Source organism: Streptococcus sp. ELY_137 (genome assembly GCF_058314515.1).
In genome coordinates this window covers 96,561-114,331 of the sequence record NZ_JBZFUL010000001.1, presented here as the reverse complement: position 1 = coordinate 114,331, position 17,771 = coordinate 96,561, and the positions used below count along the sequence as shown (strand labels likewise).

Here is a 17,771-nt window from a genome sequence, read left to right as displayed (position 1 = left end):
GCCTAAAATGGCAGATTCAAAAAAATTAAAAAACGACAGCGTGGGAGTTGATACAGGCATGCCTGATCTCCCCATCAAAACTATTCTTGCAATAACCTTTGGCTATCTAGGTATCAACATGGCTTTCTCCATCCAAGGAGCGCAGATGAGCAGAATCACTCAAACTGTGGGAGCCAACCCAAATAGCTTAGGGTTCTTCTTCCTTCTACCCCCTCTAACAGGAATGATTGTCCAACCGATACTCGGAAAGTACTCAGATCGGACATGGACCAAACGATTCGGTAGACGAATGATTTACCTCCTTGTCGCAGCACCTCTTGCTGCCCTAATCATAGGCTTATTACCGTTTTCTGGGCACTTCGGTTTGACTTACGGTTCTGTAGGAGCACTGGTCTATGCTGCTTCTGCTATTGCTCTCATGGATATTTTGAGCAACGTTTGCATGGCTCCATTTCGGATGATTGTCGGCGATATGGTCAACAATAAACAAAAAAATTTCGCCTGGGCTTGGCAACAAGTCTTTGCTTACACAGGAGGAATTATCGCTGCCTTGCTTCCCTTCATTTTTACCCAAATTGGAATGGCTAATACGGCTCCAAAAGGTGAAGTCCCGCCTACTGTCATCTGGGCTTATCTTATTAGTGCAGCTGTCTTGCTAATTTGCAGTCTCATTACCGTTTTTAATGTTAAAGAATACGACCCAGAAACTTACGCTAAATATCAAGGTTTAGATGTAAGTAAAGAAACTGAAAAACAACCAGGAATCCTTGAACTCTTTATCAAAGCCCCCCGTGCCTTCTGGGAAATCTCCATCGTTCAATTCTTCTCTTGGATCGGTGTCATGTACACTTGGACGTATGCTACCGGTGCCATGGCTAAGAATATTTGGCATACCACAGACCCCACATCAGCTGGTTTCCAAGCTGCCGGTAACTGGTACGGCGTCATGTCAGCCGTCCTCAGCGTTGTTGCCTTGATTTGGGCACTTGCTTATTCCAAGGCTAAGGCTGGCAGCCGAAAAAAATGGTATTCTTTCGGTTTAGCTATGAATGTTATTGGTATCACAATGGTAGCCCTTACTGGTAATAAATGGATCGCTTTGGCTGCATTTTTATTCTATGGTATCGGTAACTTTACGATCAATGCTATCCCCTACTCCCTGTTGACTTCTTCTTTGAACGGCACCAACAAGGGTGCTTACATCGGACTTTTAAACGTCGCCATCTGTTTCCCTCAAATTGTCGGTTCTCTGCTTAGTTTTTGGATTTATCCGCTATTGGGGAATCAACAATCACACATGATGATTTTAGGGGCAGTTGCAACGGCAATCGCAGCTATCCTCGTTGCTATTATCCACGAAGGCAAATAACTGATAGCAATCACTACCTCTGCTTATCTGTTGCCTTAAAAGTAACAGAATTCCTTGGCAAAATAACCACGGCCACCCGTCAAAAGGGTGGTTTGTTTGCCTCACGGTGGACTAAAGTTTCATAACATAAAAACGTAATATCTGCTGTAGGAGAACATGAAAACCAAATCTTTTTCTATAAAAAATAAAAGACTGGCTATAGCCATGGGGTGCTGAATATTATAAGTAATTTTAAGAACCAGCCCCATCGTAAAGTGCACAGATATCAGCTTTGATATAGACTGATTTTTTCAACATTTCTAATAAAATTTAGTTTTATTAGTGTTGTATCTCAAAAATTACAATTAATTATCTTTTCTAAGATGGCAAAGAATAGCTGTAAAATTATGCTAAAATGAAGAAAAATTATTTTAAAGTGAGGGTATTTTCTATGGAAAATCAAAAACGCTTCAAACTGCATAAAGTCAAAAAACACTGGGTGACTATCGCGGTAACCGCAACAGCTGCTACAGCACTTTTTGCGGCTGGCAGTCAAGCCAGCGCTGACCAAGTGGCACCAGCTCCTCAAGAACAGGCAGCTGCTCAGCAAAATACCCCAGCTAATCAGGCTGGTGTCCCAAAAGCAGAACAGGCACCTGTTGTCCAAGAAGCTCCAGCTGCCCAACAAAAATCAGCCCAAGGCACCCCTGAAGTAGCCTCTGGTCAAGATGGATCAGGCGGTGATCAAGGACAAGCTGAAGAAGCTAAGCAAACGGCTGAACAAAACGACAAGGCAGCTGATAATCAAGATATCCAAGCTAACAATAAACAAGTCGATGCCCAAAATGGCCAAGCAGCTGAGAAGCAAGAGACACCAGCCAACAATCAGGCAGCTCAGCCAGCAACACCGGCTCAGCCTGCTGAATTAACCATCCAAGCACCAAACAACAGCCAAGCGGCTAATTCATTCAACGAAGAAAACGGTCAGTGGTACTTCCTCGATGCCAATAAACAAAAGGTGTCTGGCTGGCAGACCATCAACGGTCAAAAACTGTACTTCGACAAAAATGGTAACCAAGCTAAAGGTAACATTGCTGAGAACAATGGCAAAACCTATTATCTTGATAAGGACAGCGGACAAGTCATTACTGAAAAGTTTGGGGTTACCCCTGATTCTAAGACCTATTACTTTGCTGAAGACAGCAGTCGACTAGAAGTCACTGGTTTACATCAAGTTAATGGGAGAACCTATTATTTCAACGATGATTTCAGCATTGCCGACAGCAAAGGTTTCTCTGGCTGGCAGACCATCGATAACAAACAAGTTTATTTCAATAAAGGCTACCAAGTAAAAGATGGCTTTGCGGACATTGACGGGAAGACTTACTATTTTGATGAAAACGGTTATGTAAACCGCACAGGTGGACTCAGAAAAATTCAGAGTTCCCGTTACTACTTCGACAGCCAAGATGGTGCACTCTTTAAGAAGCAATTTGTCCCTCACATTGATGAAGACTCAGGACAACTCGTTTACTACTATGCTGACGAAAACGGACGATTAGTTTATGGTTATCAGACGATTGATGGTCTGAATTACTACTTTAAACAGGACGGGCGTCAGCTCAAAGGAATCGGTTATGATAAGTATGAAAAAGCTATCGTCACAGATAAAGATACGGGCATCATCCTAGAGGGAGAAGCAGCCAGAACAGCTCAGTACCGTGACCAAGTCAGCAGAACCTTCACCAAAGATCAGTCTGACATTATCTATTACGATGAAAACAGTCATACTGTCAGCAACCGCTTTGTCTATGATAAAGACTATCCAACTAACATCAAACGAAGTGCCCATCAAACAGGCTGGCTCTATATCGGAGAAGATGGCAAAGCCGTCAAAGGCGATCAGCTTATCGACGGCGTGCTCTATCACTTTGATAAAAAATACGGCGGACAGTATAAAAACACCGTCTATCACCAACAGGAGCAAGGTTTAGACGGCAGTGCTGCCGGCTACTACTATCTTGATAGCAACGGTCGTCCTGTAAAAAATGCCTTTATTCAAGTGAATACTGAGGACTATCAGGGTTATTACTACGCCAATGAAGACGGACAGCTGGCTGAAGGCTGGAAAACCATTGACGGCAAGACCTACTACTTCGCTAAACCAGAAGACACAACATACTATTATGATCATCGGACTAGATTTGGACAGATTAAGGGACAAATGCTGATCATTGATGGTGCCAAATATTACTTTGACCCAAATACTGGTGAGCTGGTTAAAAATAAAACAGTCACTATTGATAAAAACAATAATCCTTCAGAGCCTTTGGGATATCCAAAGATAAAAACAGTAACTGTTGATGGAAAAGATTACACCCTGGGACAAGATGGTAAAGCCCAGGAAAACTATGGTTTTATTACCAAGGAAAATGGTAAAACTTACTATCAACTGGAAGATGGCAACTATGCCAAGGGCTTGACCATTATCGATCATAAAAATTATTATTTTGATAAAGAAACGGGAGAAATGGTAAAGGATAAAATTATTTTGGATGAAGACCACGCTCTCTACGGTTTCAAGGATAGCCGCTACTACAGCACCTATTACTTTGGTAAAGATGGCTATGGAGTTGAAGGTTTCCAAACTATCGATGGCAAACGCTATTACTTTGGAGCTGGCGGTCAATCCGTTTCCAGCAATTATCCACGCCCTGTCACTGTGGAAGATGATATCTACTACATCAAAGATGACCAAGTTGTCACCGACACCCTAGTACCTTATAACCTCGCATCATTTGGCTATAATCCATCTTATAATAATCAGGTTGGCTACTTTGGTGCTGATGGTAAACTGCAACAGGGCTGGTATGAAAAAGATGGCAAAACCTACTATACCGTAGAACCCGAAAATGCAAGCATCTATCAGCCGTCATACACACGCGCAAACGGAGTTCAAGGCGTTGATCAGGATGTTTATGGCTTTGATAAAGAAACCGGAGAACTCAAGCCAAGCGGCTGGTATCAAGCATACCCAGATCGAAATGAGTGGCGCTATCTAGATGCTAATGGAAAAGTCCTAACCGGCTGGCAGGTGATTGATGGCAAAACCTACTACTTCAGTCTTGGTCATATCGATAAAGGAGTCGGTGAAGAATATAAGCGCCAGCAATTTACAGGCAACACTGGTATCCAAGTCAAGGGGGAATTAGTCGACATTGATGGCAATCAGTACTACTTCGACCCCGACTCTGGTGAACTTTGGACCAATCGAACATTGGATTATGAAGGGCATACCTACCAACTTGACGATAAGGGGAAGGCTACTTTAATTCATTAATCCTCAATCGAGTAGAGGCTAATCACTAGCCCCTCTCACACCACCGTGCGTGCCGTTCGGCACACGGCGGTTCAATTAACTTTTAACGCATGTCGTTCTAAGTAGTAACCCAAGCATGAAACCAGTCCTCGTTTGACGAGAACTGGTTTTGATATAGCTCTTTTTAGAACTGACTTCTGCGCCACTAACTGATAATGGTCGCCCCAGCCAGATACTTTATCTGCTATCCATTTCGGAACGCCTAATTTAAGAAGTCCCCAAAGTCGCTTAGATTTCTTCTTCCATTGTTTCCAGATAACAACTCTAATTCGTGTCCTCAACCTTTCATCGATGCTTGTTATGATAGACTTCATGCTCGTCATTGAGAAATAGTTTATCCAACCTCTGATGAGCCAGTTGAGTTTTTCAATACGGCTATCTAAGTCAATACTCCATTTGCGTGTGGTGAGTTTCTTGAGCTTTCTCTTAAAACTCCGTACACTGTCTTGATGTGGACGAGTTTTCCACCCTTCTACTGACTTCCAGAAGCCAAATCCCAGGTATTTCAGTTTGCTTGGTCTGACTATCTTAGTCTTGGTCATATTGACCTTCAGTCCTAGTCGTTTTTCAATAAAGTGACTAATAGAGTGCATAACACGTTTGGCGGCTGCTTCACTTCCAACTGTGATGACACAATCATCTGCGTAACGAACGAAGCGAAGCCCTCTACTTTCCAACTCTTTATCCAGCTCATTAAGCATAATATTAGACAGGAGTGGCGACAGATTGCCACCTTGTGGTGTCCCTATCAATGTTTTGTGACGTTGTCCGTTAATAACCACGCCTGAATGGAGATACCTACGAATCAGAGATTCCGTATCACCATCTTGAATGATGTTATGGACAAGCGACATCAGTCTATCTTGAGGAACTGTATCGAAGAACTTCTCTAGGTCAATATCCACAATCCACTCATAGCCATCGTTAAGGTACTCTAGTAGCTTGATGATGGCTTTTTCGCATGAACGATTCGGTCGGAACCCGTAACTCATTTCAGAGAAATAAGGTTCACAGATGGGACTAAGGACTTGGACAATAGCTTGTTGGATTATCCTATCCATCACTGTGGGGATTCCTAGTTGACGGACCCCTCCATTGGGTTTAGGGATTTCAACTCGCAAGACTGGTTGAGGTTTGTATTTCCTCTGTTTTATCAATTCCTGGGTTGGTCGCCAGTGTTGGCGGAGATAGTCATCTATATCATCAATTGTAATGCCATCAACTCCAGCTGAGCCTTTGTTAGCTTTCACTTGATTGTAGGCTTCAAGCATGTTGGACTGAGATAGGATATGATCTAGTAACTTTGACATGTGCGTATTCCTTTCTTGTTTCGGTGTCTGAGGGACATCTTATATTGGTGAACTTTCTTCTAGTCAATACGTGACTGCATCCAGTTCTATCAGACCGCTAAGTTTACAGACACAAGTGAAGTAGGTATACTTCGGTTAATTGTTCAGCCCTTCGCTCCGCTTCCATTACAGAAGTTTCTTCACTACTATGGCCTCTTCTGACTTCTCATGATTCGTTGTTACTACGTCTGAGACGCTCATGAGACCTCACGGGATAAGTCGTACCAAAAAAATCTGGTAAATTTATACCAGATTTTTTAATGTCCAAACCCTGTCACATTGTATTTTATAAATCATCTAAAGGAGATGAATCAAGCAATTCCAACAAATAAATTTCATAATTACAATCAGGTTCACCACCTACATACCTCTCAATTATAGTGGCTGGTGGTAAATGCTGAAATCTAATTCTGGGATCTATATTCGGATTTACGTTTTCAATCATATGACATACCTTCTCTTGCTAAATTATACCACGAAAACACAAAAAAACTGCCACCTCTCAGTCACAGTTTTTCATAATTCAATCTCAGGTCCTTCAAGAAAGGTCACTGTAAGTTGTCCATTCTCAGAAATACTGATGTGGTCTAAAACCTGACACATCTCCTCTGCATCAAATACCCATCTCTCCCTTTTAAGTAAATCCGCAAGTGCCATACTGTAATGTTTGTCCAGCAATCTACCTTCACTTAAGATTTCCTCCCACTTACCATGTAAAAGGTCTGCATTATCACTCAACATTTCTATCGCCTTCACAACGGCTAGTTCAAGTGTTTCTTCATCAATGTGGTTATTGTGACAACCAATCTGTCCCTTGACCTTGTAGCGGTTGCTACACTGCCAAACCTTACGTTTCCCTCGACTTGTCGTCCAATTCTTTCTGCCAAAGGCTGAACCACATTCGGAACAAAAGACCTTAGTCGCAAATGGATTACCCTTGTTTTGCCTCATATAGGATTTCAGTTTGTGCCTTACCCTGAATTCTTTCCGCCTTGCAATTTCCAGTTGAACCATCTCCCATACATCCGCATCTATGATAGCTTCATGGTTATTGGCAACATAATATTGATTGACCTGCCCATCATTTTCGGTTCGTTTCTTGGTTAGGAAGTTCACTGTGTAGGTTTTTTGAAGTAAAGCATCCCCTTTGTATTTCTCGTTCTGAAGCATTTTGAGAACGGCACTTGGGTAGCAGTTGGCTTTTCCTGAGCAACCTGACACATTGTTTTCATTAAGGTCTTTTGCTATAGTTTCCGGACTATAGCCTTTTAGAAACTGAGCATAGATGTATTTGACTACTTTTGCTTGCTTTGGATTGATAATCAATTTTCCATTTTCATCCTTGTCATAGCCCATAAACTTAGTGGCGTTCACTTGTACTTCACCACGTTCAAATCTCTTTCTTATACCCCAAGTCGCATTCTCCGAGATAGACCGTGACTCATCTTGGGCAAGAGAGGACAGAATGGTAAGTAATATTTCTCCCTTAGAATCCAAGCTATCAATGTTCTCTTTCTCAAAGGTAACACCAATGCCAAGTTCCTTCAACTCACGGACATACTTGATACAGTCCAAGGTATTTCTGGTAAATCGGCTGATGAACTTAACCAAAATCCTATCCATCTTCCCCTCTCTACAATGCTGTATCAGTTGGTTAAAAGCATCATGTTTTTTAGTATTGGTTGCTGAAATGCCCTCGTCCGCATAGATGTCTACTAATTCGTAATCTTCTCTCTTTGAAATATAATCACGGTAGTAATTCACTTGATTCTCATAACTTGATAGCTGTTCGTGTTGGTCAGAGGTGGGCTTATGTCTGTTTCATCATTGACCTCTATAATCGGGAAATCATTGGCTTATCTGTTGGTTGGCATAAGACAGCAGATTTGGTCAAACAAGCTCTTCAGAGCATTCCATACGCGTTAATGAAGGTTCATCTCTTTCATTCTGACAGAGGAAAAGAGTTTGACAATAACTTGATTGATGAGTTGCTTGAGGTCTTTCAAATCAAGCGTTCATTGAGTCAAGCAGGCTGTCCGTATGATAACGCCGTGGCTGAGAGTACTTACCACGCCTTCAAGATTGAATTTATCGATCAAGAACAATTTACGTCTCTGGAAGAATTAGCTATTGAAACTAGAGATTATGTTCATTGGTGGAATTATCACCGTATCCACGGCAGTCTCAATTATCAGACCCCTATGGCGATGAGAATAGTGACCTAACGGAATACACTTTATAAATTTTGTACAGAAAAATGTTGCCTTTTCAATCTTCCTTGTAACGATGATAGTGGTCCACAGAAACCGTCAAATCAGAGGTTCCCTCTGGAATTTCTTTGGTATCTTGGAAAGAGGGACCCTTGCCATCCTCAAGACTCGCCCCTTCAACTTGATAGGCCGAGGTTGAAGCACCCCATAAAAAATTATCCGAAAAAGGTTTTAACGTTTTATGAATCATTGTTAATCTCCTATAATAATTTTTGTGTTTTAGTCCATGCCATCCACAATAAAAACACGGTAGGTAGCGCCTTTGAGTCTGTGGGGCACCGCTTCTTGGTAAACAGGGTCATAATAAGCTGCACGGGCTGATGCCATATCAGGAAAAGGAATGATGGTCGCCCCGTCCACCTCAGTTCCTTCCAAGGTTTCAATCTGACCATAAAAAGCTAGTGGCGCCATGCGGCCTTCAGTAGATACCTTACTAGAGAGTTCTTCGTAGCGTTTCATTTCTTCAGGGTCAGTCACCTTGTCCCGTAAGTAAATCATATAAGCTGTCATTTATCTTCTCCTAGTCGCTGAGGGAAATTGAGTTCCAAATCTTCTGGATTACTGAAATCAAGTGGACGGCCATCGTTTGGATACTCCGCTTTGCCTTCTTTCCAATCATCAAAGGCATGGAGGATGTAGTTGGATGTAAAAAGTTCCGCCTCACTTGGTAAATCTGAATGAGCATTGACTAAGCGTTTTCCGAAAATGAGGGAGCGCTGAGGGAAACCAGCGATACGGCGGGCAAAACTATCCACAAAACGATCTAATTCTGCGTCTGGAATAGCACGGTTGACAAAACCATAGCGCTCACCCAAATCAGCATCGTAGGCATCAGCGCTGAGGACAATCTCTAAAGCACGAGCACGACCAACAAGTCGTGTCAGCCATTCTACCCCGCCACCGCCAGGAATCGAGCCCCCTCCCACTTCAACAAGAGAGAAGAGGGCTTTTTCTTTTGAGGCAAAAATCATATCTGTTGCCAAGGCAAACTCAAAGCCCTGCGCCCAGGCACGCCCACGAACTTTAGAAATGCTGAGTACCTGGCTATTGATGAGTCGCGACACAAAGTGTGGCCACTCATGAAAGAAGTGCTTAGCACCAGGTATATCAGGCACCACCATGCGGTTTGCCACATCATGGTGGTTAAAAAAGAAGTCAGGATTTGCACTTTCAAAAACCAAAACTTTTAGCTCTTTATCTGACTCTACGGCATCCATGAGTTGAGTTGGTTGAGCTCAGCAAAAAGCCACGGATCCCAGTAGTTAAAAGGTGGGTTGTTAAAGACTACGCGCCAATAGCCTGCGCTTTCTTTGATAATTTCTAAACGTTTCTGATGATCAGACATATCTCTTCTCCTTAATTCTCAATAAAATCTTGCATCAAATCTTCGATGACTGCTTTTACGGTACGTATTTCCCTAATCGGTGTAATGCCAAGTCCAACAGCAATGCCACCGTCAACTAAGTCCCCCTCAAGGAAACCTAAACGGAGACGTCCTGTTTTGTCTTGTAGTTCTTGACGGGTGGCATCTGTTTTTTCCAACTGTTCAATCTCACGAGCACGATCATTGTTGCGAATAAAGCGGGCATAGGCTGGAAAGGCACGGTAAGTAATCATATCATCTGCCGTTGCTTTGACGATTTCTTCCTTAGCCAGCTGACTTGCAGGGTTTTCCACCGTCGGAATAAAGACCGATCCTGCATAAATACGATCCGCTCCAAGAGCATAAGCCGCACGAACCCCACGGATATCGCCAATACCACCTGCTGCCATAACTGGAACAGAGACAGCATCTGCAATTAAAGGTACAATCGTAAAGGTGCCAACAGGACGTTCTGGCAGAGTTCCTCCCTCATCAAAGCCAGTCGCCACGATGATGTCAGCTCCAGCTTTTTCGGCCACTTGTGCATCTGCAACCGTCGGGGTTAAGGCACGGTAAACCACAGTCAAACCTTCTGCTTTCAATCGTGTAATCGTATCAACATCAAGCCAGCCAGCTGTGACCGCTACAGGGACTTTTTCCTCAATGATGACCTCAATCAAGGCATTGGAAAAGGTCATGTCTGGTGTCAGACCAATATTCACACCGAAAGGTTTATCGGTTAGTTCACGCACTTTGCGAATTTCTGTTCGCATGCGCTCAGCTGTTTCTTCAACGCTATCTGTAATGGTTCGGTGTCCGGCATTTGGTCCCAATACTCCCAGACCGCCAGCCTCACTGACTGCTGCCACAAACTTAGCATCGGTAATCCAAAACATGGGAGCTTGGATGATAGGATAAGCGATGTTTAAAATATCAGTAATTTTTGCTTCCATGTGAAGTTCTCCTCAATCTTTTGTACGAGTGTCAAAATGCAATAAATCAAGCAAATCTTGAATGGCAGGATTGATTCCTTCGGCTAGCATTTGCTCTTGAGAAATACTTTTACGAATGCTGTTTGCTTTGCCAGTGGCAGTTTTTTCAGCCCATTGAGGATCACGGATAATGGCCTTGCCAATGCCCACAAAGTCGAAACCTTCTTGACGGACTTCCTCAGCCTTCTCAGGATCTTCAATCCCTCCCACAACGAAGAGTGGCAAACGACCAGCAACCTGTTTCTGAATCTGCTTGATAATAGGCTCTTTATCGCTTTTATAAATCTTTGAAGTAAGCCAAACATCACCAAGTGAAATATGTAGGTAGTCCAGTCCTACCTCAACCAATCGATCAACCAAAACCAAGGTGTCCGCCAGACGAATGCCAGGTTCTTCCAGCTCCTCTGGAGAGATACGATAACCCAGAATAAAAGGCTTAGTTGCGACTTCTGCGATAACCTTTTGAACTGCAACAATTACCGCCAACGGAAAAGCCATGCGTTTTTCAATACTACCACCCCAATCATCAGTCCTACGATTCGAGTGCGGTGAGAAAAACTGCTGGAGCAGGTAAGTGTTAGCTCCGTGCAACTCAATACCATCAAAGCCAGCCTGAATAGCACGGCGAGTAGCTTGGGCAAAATCATCAATAGTCTCTAAAATTTCTTGCGAACTCAGCTCCCTGGGGACTTCTGCGCCAGGCCTCGGAGCGGCAATAGATGACGCTGAAACAGGTTGAGCTCCTCTCAAAGTAATAGAATTCGTCATGCGACCTGCATGAAATAATTGTAAAATCGCTTTTGTCCCATTTTCCTGAATAGCCTGTGCCATACGTGTCAGACCTGGAATAAAGCGATCTTCAGCTGCAGACGGTTGACCTTCAAAGCCTTTACCTAAAGGACTGATACTGGTAGCTGGGGTCACATATATCCCAACACCTTTGCTATGATGCCGATAAAATTCTAGTTCTTCAGAGGTCACTGCCCCATTTTGTAAACTTGAACCAATGGTCATCGGCGGCACAAATAAGCGATTCCGCACTTTCACTCCCGAGTCAAAGGTATAGGGTGTAAATAGGGAAGACATTTTGTCACCTCCTTTTATTGTTTGGGTACAATTATTGTATATTATACCCAAACAATTTGTCAAGTGTTTTTTTTCGTGCTATAATAAAGATAATTACTTTTCAAGGAGAATTTATGCTTAAACACCAAGAAATTGCCCAACTGTTGCAAGAAAATATTGACCAAGCAAAATTACCTCATGGTCACAAACTTCCTTGCTTAGCTGATTTAATTCAGCATTACAATGTCAGTAAAAACACCATGATGCAGGCTCTGAAAAATCTTGAAAGCCAGCACCGTATTTACCAAGTACAGGGTTCAGGTATCTTTGTTCGACGTTTAAGCCGTTCGGATTATCTTCCTATGTTTCAAAATAGTACTGGATTTTCAGGTAATTTCAAAGACCAGATGACCCGTAAGCTTCTTTCTTTTGAAATAAGCACAGCTGATGATCAACTAGCCAGGGAATTAGATTGCCAAATAGGGGATCAAGTCTATCATATATTACGCCTTCAAACTTTAGAAGACAAGCCATTCTGCTTAGAAGAATCCTACTACCTAGCCGACCGTACCTGTCCGCTGGATGAAAGTATTGCCCGACATTCTATTTTTAGTCATATCAAAAAAAAGGGAGTTAAACCCGGTTTTTCAGACAAATACCTCAAGGTTGCTGCCCTAGATGCTGAGCAAGCAGCCTACCTGGGTACAAGCCCTCAAAGTCCTGCCCTCCTCATGGAAGAAATCTACTACCTTACTGACGGTCGCCCCTTTGATTTTTCCCGTAGCCTCTATCGTCAAGAATTTACAAATTTTTATACGCAAAGTAATTGAGAAAAGTATAAAACCTTGGGGAAATTATACCTAACTCACTCATGAATACCTCATCCAAAAATTTTTCAAATTTGAACAGATCCCATAGAGGCTTATCTCTAGACCCTATCACACAAAAGTACGTGCTAGTCTAGCTCACAATCATGTGATTTAAGAGGGGACGCATCTATTCCCTCATACGCCATCACCTATGTCTCCACTTTGTGTCTACGGAAATATGAATAGGTTACGACTACCTTTTTGGACTTTAGAGTTATGTGCCTCCTCATCCCCTATATACGCCTTGATATCATGTTTCTGTTCTTAGAGCCACGATTTCGCTATCCCTTCCTCTCCCCGCTACCTCACGATAGTCAGGCTTGGGAGTCGCTATTGGTTCACCGGTAGCGGGTGCCCACAGAGGACTTTCACCTCAGATGTATAACATGCCTGTCGTACCCAAAAAAAGGGAACTCAAAAGAGTTTCCCTTTTTATATACTCACTATAGGCAATACCGTTCAATGGCACAGCTAACAAAGTCAGCAGTCCCTGCTCCGCCAGCTTGGTCAATGGTTTGACTGAAACGATTATCAGCCGCATACATTTTTCCAAGTCCAGCTAAGATTTCAGGACTACAAGGATAAAAATGATCTGAAATATAATCCTGCAGAACCTTGACTTGGGCTTGGACCTTGCTATCGGCAACATCCAAATCTTTCAGACTTCCAAATTCAGCCATGATAGCCAACATCTCATCAGTCACTTGGGCAAAATCTTTCTTATCCGTCTTAGCCTCAAAAGTTTGGTAAGCTTGAGTTTCTCCCCAACGCTCCTTGGCCTCAGTCTCAAGGGCTTGCAGCTGAGACTTATCATAAGCGGTAAATGTCATCGTATCTCCTCCTTCTTGCAGACGACGAGCATGCGCCAAAACGCCCTCCAAGTGCGCCTTTTTGGCCTCCAAAAGGGCTATCTGCTTGGTCAAAGCTACCTTGCGGTCATAGCTCGGACTATCCACAATCTTCTTAATGGTTTTGAGAGGAAATTCCAGCTCCCGAAACAGCAAGATTTCCTGAAGGCGCTCTATCGCCTGATGATCATAATAGCGATAGCCATTCTCAGCCACCTGACTGGGCTTGAGCAGATCGATCTCATCATAATAATGCAGTGTGCGCACACTGACACCCGACAGCTGACTCATCTCCTTAACGGTCTTCATAGAAACCTCCTCTCTACTGAGGATACTAAGGCCGCACACTCCCAGAACTTAGTAAGCCTGATAAAAGTGATCAAACACCTAGAAAGACTTAGCTATTTTCACAGAAGTGTAGGCTCTGTTCACCTCAATTATGAGTATAGACCATGACGCAGCGTAAGGGTCAAGGGAAAGAAGGAAAAATCTCCAAAAAAATTTGGAGATTAGATTTAGTAATGATCTCGTAGTGAAATGAAAGTGACTCCATCATCTTCAATTAGATAGACGAGACGATTTTCAGCATCAATTCGTCTTGACCATGCTCCTTGATAGTCGTGCCTTAAGGGTTCAGGCTTACCGATTCCTTCAAAAGGAGAACGTTGAACATCTTTTAAAATCCTATTAATGCGCTTGAGTGTCTTTTTATCCTGATTCTGCCAATAACAGTAATCCCTCCACGCAGAATCTGTAAATTTCATAGGCATAACTAATCCTCAATCTCATGAACTTCAACCTGACCCGCTCTTGCTTGAGCAAGCCCTTCAATAATCTTATCCGAAAGATATTTATTTTGTGAAATTCGAAGGGTCTCCTGAATACTATCCCACTCACTTTTTGAAAGAACAACGATATCTTCATCAGGATTTTTATTAACAACTATAAGCGGTTCAAATTCATTATTGACCTTTTTCATATAGTCTTTGAGATTATTACGAAAAGTTGAATAAACGACTGCTTCCATGATAAAACCTCACTAATTCCTAATATTTAACCACAGTATAAAATAAAAGAAAAAACTTGTCAATAAATTGTACAAGTTTTCATATGTAAATCTTTAAGAAAGATGAATTGCAATATCTCTGATTGTTTTGTAAGCAGCATAAGGTATTTCACCAGTCACAAGAGATGACGAAACATCTTCTGGAATTTGACATTCTGAAACAAAAGTCCACTCAAGTAAATTATTAATTAGTTCTATTATATTTCTCCTAATTCTTAAGGTTTACTATGTCAGTGTAGCTTTTTATACTTAAATATTTACTAATTAATCAGAAAACCAACTTAATCATTAGAATTTCTCACCGGCACCCGTCCCCAGTTTTGTTCCTGAATATTGAGATAGCCTAGTTGATAAACTTTGTCGGCTTGCTGGGTCATAGCATCCCACGGTTTAGCACCGATACGAGTGATAATCTCCACGGATTTTTTCACGGACTTGAGGTGTTGCTGGCCTTTTTCAGTGAAACCTAGGACATGGATAGCCTCTGGTAAGGCTGCTTCTCTAGCATTAACCAAAATATAGGTCAAAATTCTCCGCACCCGTGCCTTAGTGTAGCGTTTTGTCGCCACCTTATCAACCAAATCATCAAAATCAACCGCCGTCTTAACAGACTCTTTGATTCGGCTAACCAGCTCCTCATTGACCTGAAAAATAGCAGTCAGATCAAGATTTGTCAGGATTTGATACTTGAGCAAGGAAAAATAATTCGCCCAGCTGACCATAGTTGCCTGCTCCAAAAGTTGGGGGGCAGGCATAGTCCTATCTAAAAATTCTTGATCCCCCAGATGTTTACGAATAGCAGTGGCTGAGGCAATTTGCTCTCGCTTGCTGTCGGAATGATAGCCTGCCCCAATACGCGAAATAGGGGTTAGTTTGATACCATAGGCTGCGCAAGCCTTGGCATAACTGAGTCCCAGAATATGATTGGGCGTATTTCCAGAAAAATCTACACCTGCAAACCTTTCCCACATTTTCTGGGTCTTCTGAGGATAAGACAGACTGTCAGGTAACTGGGAAAGAAAGGTCTCCATCTCAGTCCCCCTAGCTGCATAAGTATCTGAAATAGCTTGGTAATCCAGAGCTTCCTCGGTTCCAAAGACCAGCTGATCAATGCCCAATCGTGCCAATATATCCACAGCCCCCTGAGCAAAATAGTCGGCCGACTGAACCGACACCAAAAACGGCAGCTCAATCACAAGATCTGCACCATTTTCCAAAGCCATCTGGGCTCTTGTCCACTTATCCACAAGAGCAGGCTCCCCCCGCTGGACAAAATTACCAGACATAGCTATGATCTTGACACCTTCTACTTGATCGAGCAGATATTTGTGCCCATTGTGAAAAGGATTGAATTCAGCGATGATGCCAGTTGTGGTCATGGGGTTCCCTCCATTTTAGCCTAAAAGCCAGCTATCTAAAAAACAATAAGAAGATAGATCAACTATCAAAATAATAGCTGATAAAAAGATAATTCCTGTGACACCATATCTGATAGGTTGCCGATATCTTTTATAGAAAGCATTAAATTTATCAATAAAGACATGATGTTTGTTGCACATAACAGCTAAAATCAGCAAGAAGAGCGGACTTTGGCTGATAAATACCCAGAGAAAATTGTAAAGCAGCGATAAGAAAGTATCATTTACTTGACCGGACAAAGCTAGCACGGCTAAAAAAGTTGGATCCACGATGGCTGTATAAATCATGAAGACCGCTGCTGCATAGATTCCCTTACTGCTCTTTGGGCTATTTTGACGGTCCAGATCTTCTACTGCCAGCAGACGTTTGACTCCCCAAGCTATTAAGACAGCAATAAGCACCAAATAAATCCAAACCCATACTCTATCAGGAAGTTGACCAAGGACTTGCGCTAGATTCGATATCTCATTACCCAGTATGAGTGATAAAATGAAACCCAGCAAAGCCGTACCAAAAAGGACTAAACCACCAAAAAGATAGACTTTTTTAAGGGATAAACCCACTGCCTGCATGGTCATCAGCAATATCATGCCAACAGGATCAATGCCCGCTAGCGCCAAGCCTATGACAAAAGCCAAATTCTTCATAACTGTTCCTTCCTACTTCGCACACACAAAGAACCATCTTTTGCTTGTTTCTGTCGGCTCTTTATCTTCAAAGTCAGCATAGACCTTGACCGTTTTAAAACCAGCTTGTTCCAATAATATATCGTAGGTGAGAAGTTCGTAGGTTCGCTCTTCATGAACTTCGTCAAAGCGTGTAAAGCGTCCATCCTCATCTTGAATGAAGAAAGTCAGCTCATGGACCACTGAATGTGGAACTTCATCTTCGTAGCTGTCCCAGACCATAGCAAAATCTTCCGCATTTTCATGGTAAGCGTAGCCAGGGAAAACCTCATCTGTCTGATAGGTAGAATGCACATCAAAGATAAAGACTCCACCATCATTGAGATGCTGGTAAACCTGCGCAAAAACATCACCCACATCTACCTCATCTTCCATGTAGCAGATAGAGTCCGAATAGCAGGTCACCATATCAAAGGTTCCGACAGGCGATAAATCCAGCATATTGCCCTGCACAAAAGGAATGTCTAAGTGCGCTGCCTCGGCACGTTTGCAGGCCAAGTTCAGCATCTCTTCACTTAAGTCCAGCCCTGTCACATCGAATCCTGCCTGCTTAAAACGAATGGACTGAATCCCCGTCCCACAAGCCAACTCTAGGAGTTTGGCATTTTTTGTTTTTGGAAAATGGCGCAGCGAAAAGTCCGTCCATTGATCATAAAGTGAATCGTCCATGATACTGTCATAGACTCTCGCAAAAGTTTCATAAGTTGTCATATCTCTTATCCCTATTCTAAAAAAGCAGTCTCAGCGACTGCTCATTATTATCCAAGATAGGCCGTCACATCCACCAGTGGTGCTTCGTGCCAGAGTTTTTCCAGATTATAGTGGTCGCGTGCTTCTTCGGTAAAGATATGGACGACCACATCATTGAGATCAAGGAGAACCCAACCGGTCTTGCTATCCCCTTCAATGTGACTAACATCACCGCCTGCTTCTTTAACCTTCTCACGGATATTATCCGAAACAGCTTCCAACTGACGGCTGTTCATAGCACTCATGATGGCGAAATAATCTGTCAAACTGCTTAAACCAGCTAAATCAAGAACAACAATATCTTCAGCCCGCTTTTCATCAGCAGCTTTAACAACCAATTCTAAAAGTTCGTCTTTAGTCATTAATC

17 protein-coding genes and 3 pseudogenes are annotated in these 17,771 nt (G+C 42.6%); 4 read left to right on the top strand and 16 right to left on the bottom strand.

Annotated elements, in window-relative coordinates; all coding sequences use genetic code 11:
• Positions 1 to 7 precede the first annotated feature (7 nt).
• Positions 8 to 1,369: an SLC45 family MFS transporter gene (locus tag AC4HAO_RS00560; protein ID WP_491093785.1), complete on the top strand. Its 1,362-nt coding sequence runs from the start codon at positions 8 to 10 to the stop codon at positions 1,367 to 1,369.
• A 430-nt stretch (positions 1,370 to 1,799) separates the two neighbouring features.
• Complete coding sequence (locus AC4HAO_RS00555; protein WP_491134245.1) at positions 1,800 to 4,688, top strand: KxYKxGKxW signal peptide domain-containing protein; 2,889 nt, start codon at positions 1,800 to 1,802, stop codon at positions 4,686 to 4,688.
• Between the two features lie 71 nt (positions 4,689 to 4,759).
• Here AC4HAO_RS00555 and ltrA read toward each other — a convergent pair whose 3' ends face one another.
• From ltrA to AC4HAO_RS00540, 3 genes are all read right to left on the bottom strand, one after another.
• Positions 4,760 to 6,037, bottom strand: coding sequence for a group II intron reverse transcriptase/maturase (ltrA, locus tag AC4HAO_RS00550; RefSeq protein WP_491134244.1), 1,278 nt, complete (start codon positions 6,035 to 6,037; stop codon positions 4,760 to 4,762).
• 325 nt (positions 6,038 to 6,362) lie between these two features.
• Complete coding sequence (locus AC4HAO_RS00545; RefSeq protein ID WP_491134243.1) at positions 6,363 to 6,521, bottom strand: hypothetical protein; 159 nt, start codon at positions 6,519 to 6,521, stop codon at positions 6,363 to 6,365.
• 71 nt (positions 6,522 to 6,592) lie between these two features.
• Complete coding sequence (locus AC4HAO_RS00540) at positions 6,593 to 7,840, bottom strand: recombinase family protein (protein ID WP_491134242.1); 1,248 nt, start codon at positions 7,838 to 7,840, stop codon at positions 6,593 to 6,595.
• A gap of 11 nt (positions 7,841 to 7,851) precedes the next feature.
• Here AC4HAO_RS00540 and AC4HAO_RS00535 point away from each other — a divergent pair.
• Positions 7,852 to 8,301: pseudogene (locus AC4HAO_RS00535) on the top strand (transposase); the annotation flags it as partial.
• Between the two features lie 46 nt (positions 8,302 to 8,347).
• Here the strand turns inward: AC4HAO_RS00535 and AC4HAO_RS00530 are convergent.
• The 6 genes and pseudogenes from AC4HAO_RS00530 to AC4HAO_RS00505 form a co-directional block, all read right to left on the bottom strand.
• A pseudogene (locus AC4HAO_RS00530) lies at positions 8,348 to 8,536 on the bottom strand (family 1 glycosylhydrolase); the annotation flags it as partial.
• A gap of 29 nt (positions 8,537 to 8,565) precedes the next feature.
• Entirely contained in the window at positions 8,566 to 8,856 is a 291-nt protein-coding gene (locus AC4HAO_RS00525) for a DUF1330 domain-containing protein (protein WP_491134241.1), read from the bottom strand.
• The gene (locus AC4HAO_RS00520; RefSeq protein WP_491134240.1) at positions 8,853 to 9,527 is read right to left on the bottom strand and encodes an enoyl-CoA hydratase/isomerase family protein; all 675 of its coding nucleotides are present in this window, start codon (positions 9,525 to 9,527) and stop codon (positions 8,853 to 8,855) included. Before AC4HAO_RS00520 ends, AC4HAO_RS00525 begins: the two co-directional genes overlap by 4 nt.
• A 23-nt stretch (positions 9,528 to 9,550) precedes the next feature.
• Positions 9,551 to 9,691, bottom strand: coding sequence for a hypothetical protein (locus AC4HAO_RS00515; protein ID WP_491134239.1), 141 nt, complete (start codon positions 9,689 to 9,691; stop codon positions 9,551 to 9,553).
• Between the two features lie 11 nt (positions 9,692 to 9,702).
• Positions 9,703 to 10,662 carry an NAD(P)H-dependent flavin oxidoreductase gene (locus AC4HAO_RS00510; RefSeq protein ID WP_491134238.1) on the bottom strand — a complete coding sequence of 320 codons (960 nt, stop codon included), beginning with the start codon at positions 10,660 to 10,662 and terminating at the stop codon, positions 9,703 to 9,705.
• A gap of 12 nt (positions 10,663 to 10,674) precedes the next feature.
• Entirely contained in the window at positions 10,675 to 11,787 is a 1,113-nt protein-coding gene (locus AC4HAO_RS00505) for an NADH-dependent flavin oxidoreductase (RefSeq protein WP_491134237.1), read from the bottom strand.
• Between the two features lie 113 nt (positions 11,788 to 11,900).
• On the opposite strand from AC4HAO_RS00505, the gene AC4HAO_RS00500 reads away from it, so the two are divergent.
• The gene (locus AC4HAO_RS00500) at positions 11,901 to 12,596 is read left to right on the top strand and encodes a GntR family transcriptional regulator (protein WP_491134236.1); all 696 of its coding nucleotides are present in this window, start codon (positions 11,901 to 11,903) and stop codon (positions 12,594 to 12,596) included.
• A 482-nt stretch (positions 12,597 to 13,078) separates the two neighbouring features.
• Here the strand turns inward: AC4HAO_RS00500 and AC4HAO_RS00495 are convergent, their stop codons facing one another.
• The 7 genes and pseudogenes from AC4HAO_RS00495 to rsfS all read right to left on the bottom strand — a co-directional run bounded on the left by AC4HAO_RS00495 (position 13,079) and on the right by rsfS (position 17,766).
• Positions 13,079 to 13,792, bottom strand: coding sequence for a MerR family transcriptional regulator (locus AC4HAO_RS00495; protein ID WP_491134235.1), 714 nt, complete (start codon positions 13,790 to 13,792; stop codon positions 13,079 to 13,081).
• 206 nt (positions 13,793 to 13,998) lie between these two features.
• Positions 13,999 to 14,253 carry a Txe/YoeB family addiction module toxin gene (locus AC4HAO_RS00490; RefSeq protein ID WP_165329226.1) on the bottom strand — a complete coding sequence of 85 codons (255 nt, stop codon included), beginning with the start codon at positions 14,251 to 14,253 and terminating at the stop codon, positions 13,999 to 14,001.
• Between the two features lie 2 nt (positions 14,254 to 14,255).
• Positions 14,256 to 14,510, bottom strand: coding sequence for a type II toxin-antitoxin system Phd/YefM family antitoxin (locus tag AC4HAO_RS00485; protein ID WP_165329227.1), 255 nt, complete (start codon positions 14,508 to 14,510; stop codon positions 14,256 to 14,258).
• 320 nt (positions 14,511 to 14,830) lie between these two features.
• Positions 14,831 to 15,928: a nucleotidyltransferase gene (locus AC4HAO_RS00480; RefSeq protein WP_491134234.1), complete on the bottom strand. Its 1,098-nt coding sequence runs from the start codon at positions 15,926 to 15,928 to the stop codon at positions 14,831 to 14,833.
• Between the two features lie 420 nt (positions 15,929 to 16,348).
• Positions 16,349 to 16,558: pseudogene (locus tag AC4HAO_RS00475) on the bottom strand (hypothetical protein); the annotation flags it as partial.
• A gap of 69 nt (positions 16,559 to 16,627) precedes the next feature.
• The gene (locus AC4HAO_RS00470; protein ID WP_491134233.1) at positions 16,628 to 17,365 is read right to left on the bottom strand and encodes a class I SAM-dependent DNA methyltransferase; all 738 of its coding nucleotides are present in this window, start codon (positions 17,363 to 17,365) and stop codon (positions 16,628 to 16,630) included.
• Positions 17,366 to 17,412: 47 nt separating this feature from the next.
• Positions 17,413 to 17,766, bottom strand: coding sequence for a ribosome silencing factor (gene rsfS / locus AC4HAO_RS00465; protein ID WP_491093791.1), 354 nt, complete (start codon positions 17,764 to 17,766; stop codon positions 17,413 to 17,415).
• Positions 17,767 to 17,771: the final 5 nt, after the last annotated feature.

Coding starts and splice junctions, on each gene's coding strand:
- AC4HAO_RS00525 (WP_491134241.1), bottom strand. CDS start 8,856: ATGACAGCTTATATGATTTACTTACGGGACAAGGTGACTGACCCTGAA.
- AC4HAO_RS00480 (WP_491134234.1), bottom strand. CDS start 15,928: ATGACCACAACTGGCATCATCGCTGAATTCAATCCTTTTCACAATGGG.
- AC4HAO_RS00470 (WP_491134233.1), bottom strand. CDS start 17,365: ATGACAACTTATGAAACTTTTGCGAGAGTCTATGACAGTATCATGGAC.
- AC4HAO_RS00490 (WP_165329226.1), bottom strand. CDS start 14,253: ATGCCTATGAAATTTACAGATTCTGCGTGGAGGGATTACTGTTATTGG.
- AC4HAO_RS00500 (WP_491134236.1), top strand. CDS start 11,901: ATGCTTAAACACCAAGAAATTGCCCAACTGTTGCAAGAAAATATTGAC.
- AC4HAO_RS00545 (WP_491134243.1), bottom strand. CDS start 6,521: ATGATTGAAAACGTAAATCCGAATATAGATCCCAGAATTAGATTTCAG.
- AC4HAO_RS00510 (WP_491134238.1), bottom strand. CDS start 10,662: ATGGAAGCAAAAATTACTGATATTTTAAACATCGCTTATCCTATCATC.
- AC4HAO_RS00495 (WP_491134235.1), bottom strand. CDS start 13,792: ATGAAGACCGTTAAGGAGATGAGTCAGCTGTCGGGTGTCAGTGTGCGC.
- AC4HAO_RS00515 (WP_491134239.1), bottom strand. CDS start 9,691: ATGTCTGATCATCAGAAACGTTTAGAAATTATCAAAGAAAGCGCAGGC.
- AC4HAO_RS00485 (WP_165329227.1), bottom strand. CDS start 14,510: ATGGAAGCAGTCGTTTATTCAACTTTTCGTAATAATCTCAAAGACTAT.
- AC4HAO_RS00560 (WP_491093785.1), top strand. CDS start 8: ATGGCAGATTCAAAAAAATTAAAAAACGACAGCGTGGGAGTTGATACA.
- AC4HAO_RS00505 (WP_491134237.1), bottom strand. CDS start 11,787: ATGTCTTCCCTATTTACACCCTATACCTTTGACTCGGGAGTGAAAGTG.
- AC4HAO_RS00555 (WP_491134245.1), top strand. CDS start 1,800: ATGGAAAATCAAAAACGCTTCAAACTGCATAAAGTCAAAAAACACTGG.
- rsfS (WP_491093791.1), bottom strand. CDS start 17,766: ATGACTAAAGACGAACTTTTAGAATTGGTTGTTAAAGCTGCTGATGAA.
- ltrA (WP_491134244.1), bottom strand. CDS start 6,037: ATGTCAAAGTTACTAGATCATATCCTATCTCAGTCCAACATGCTTGAA.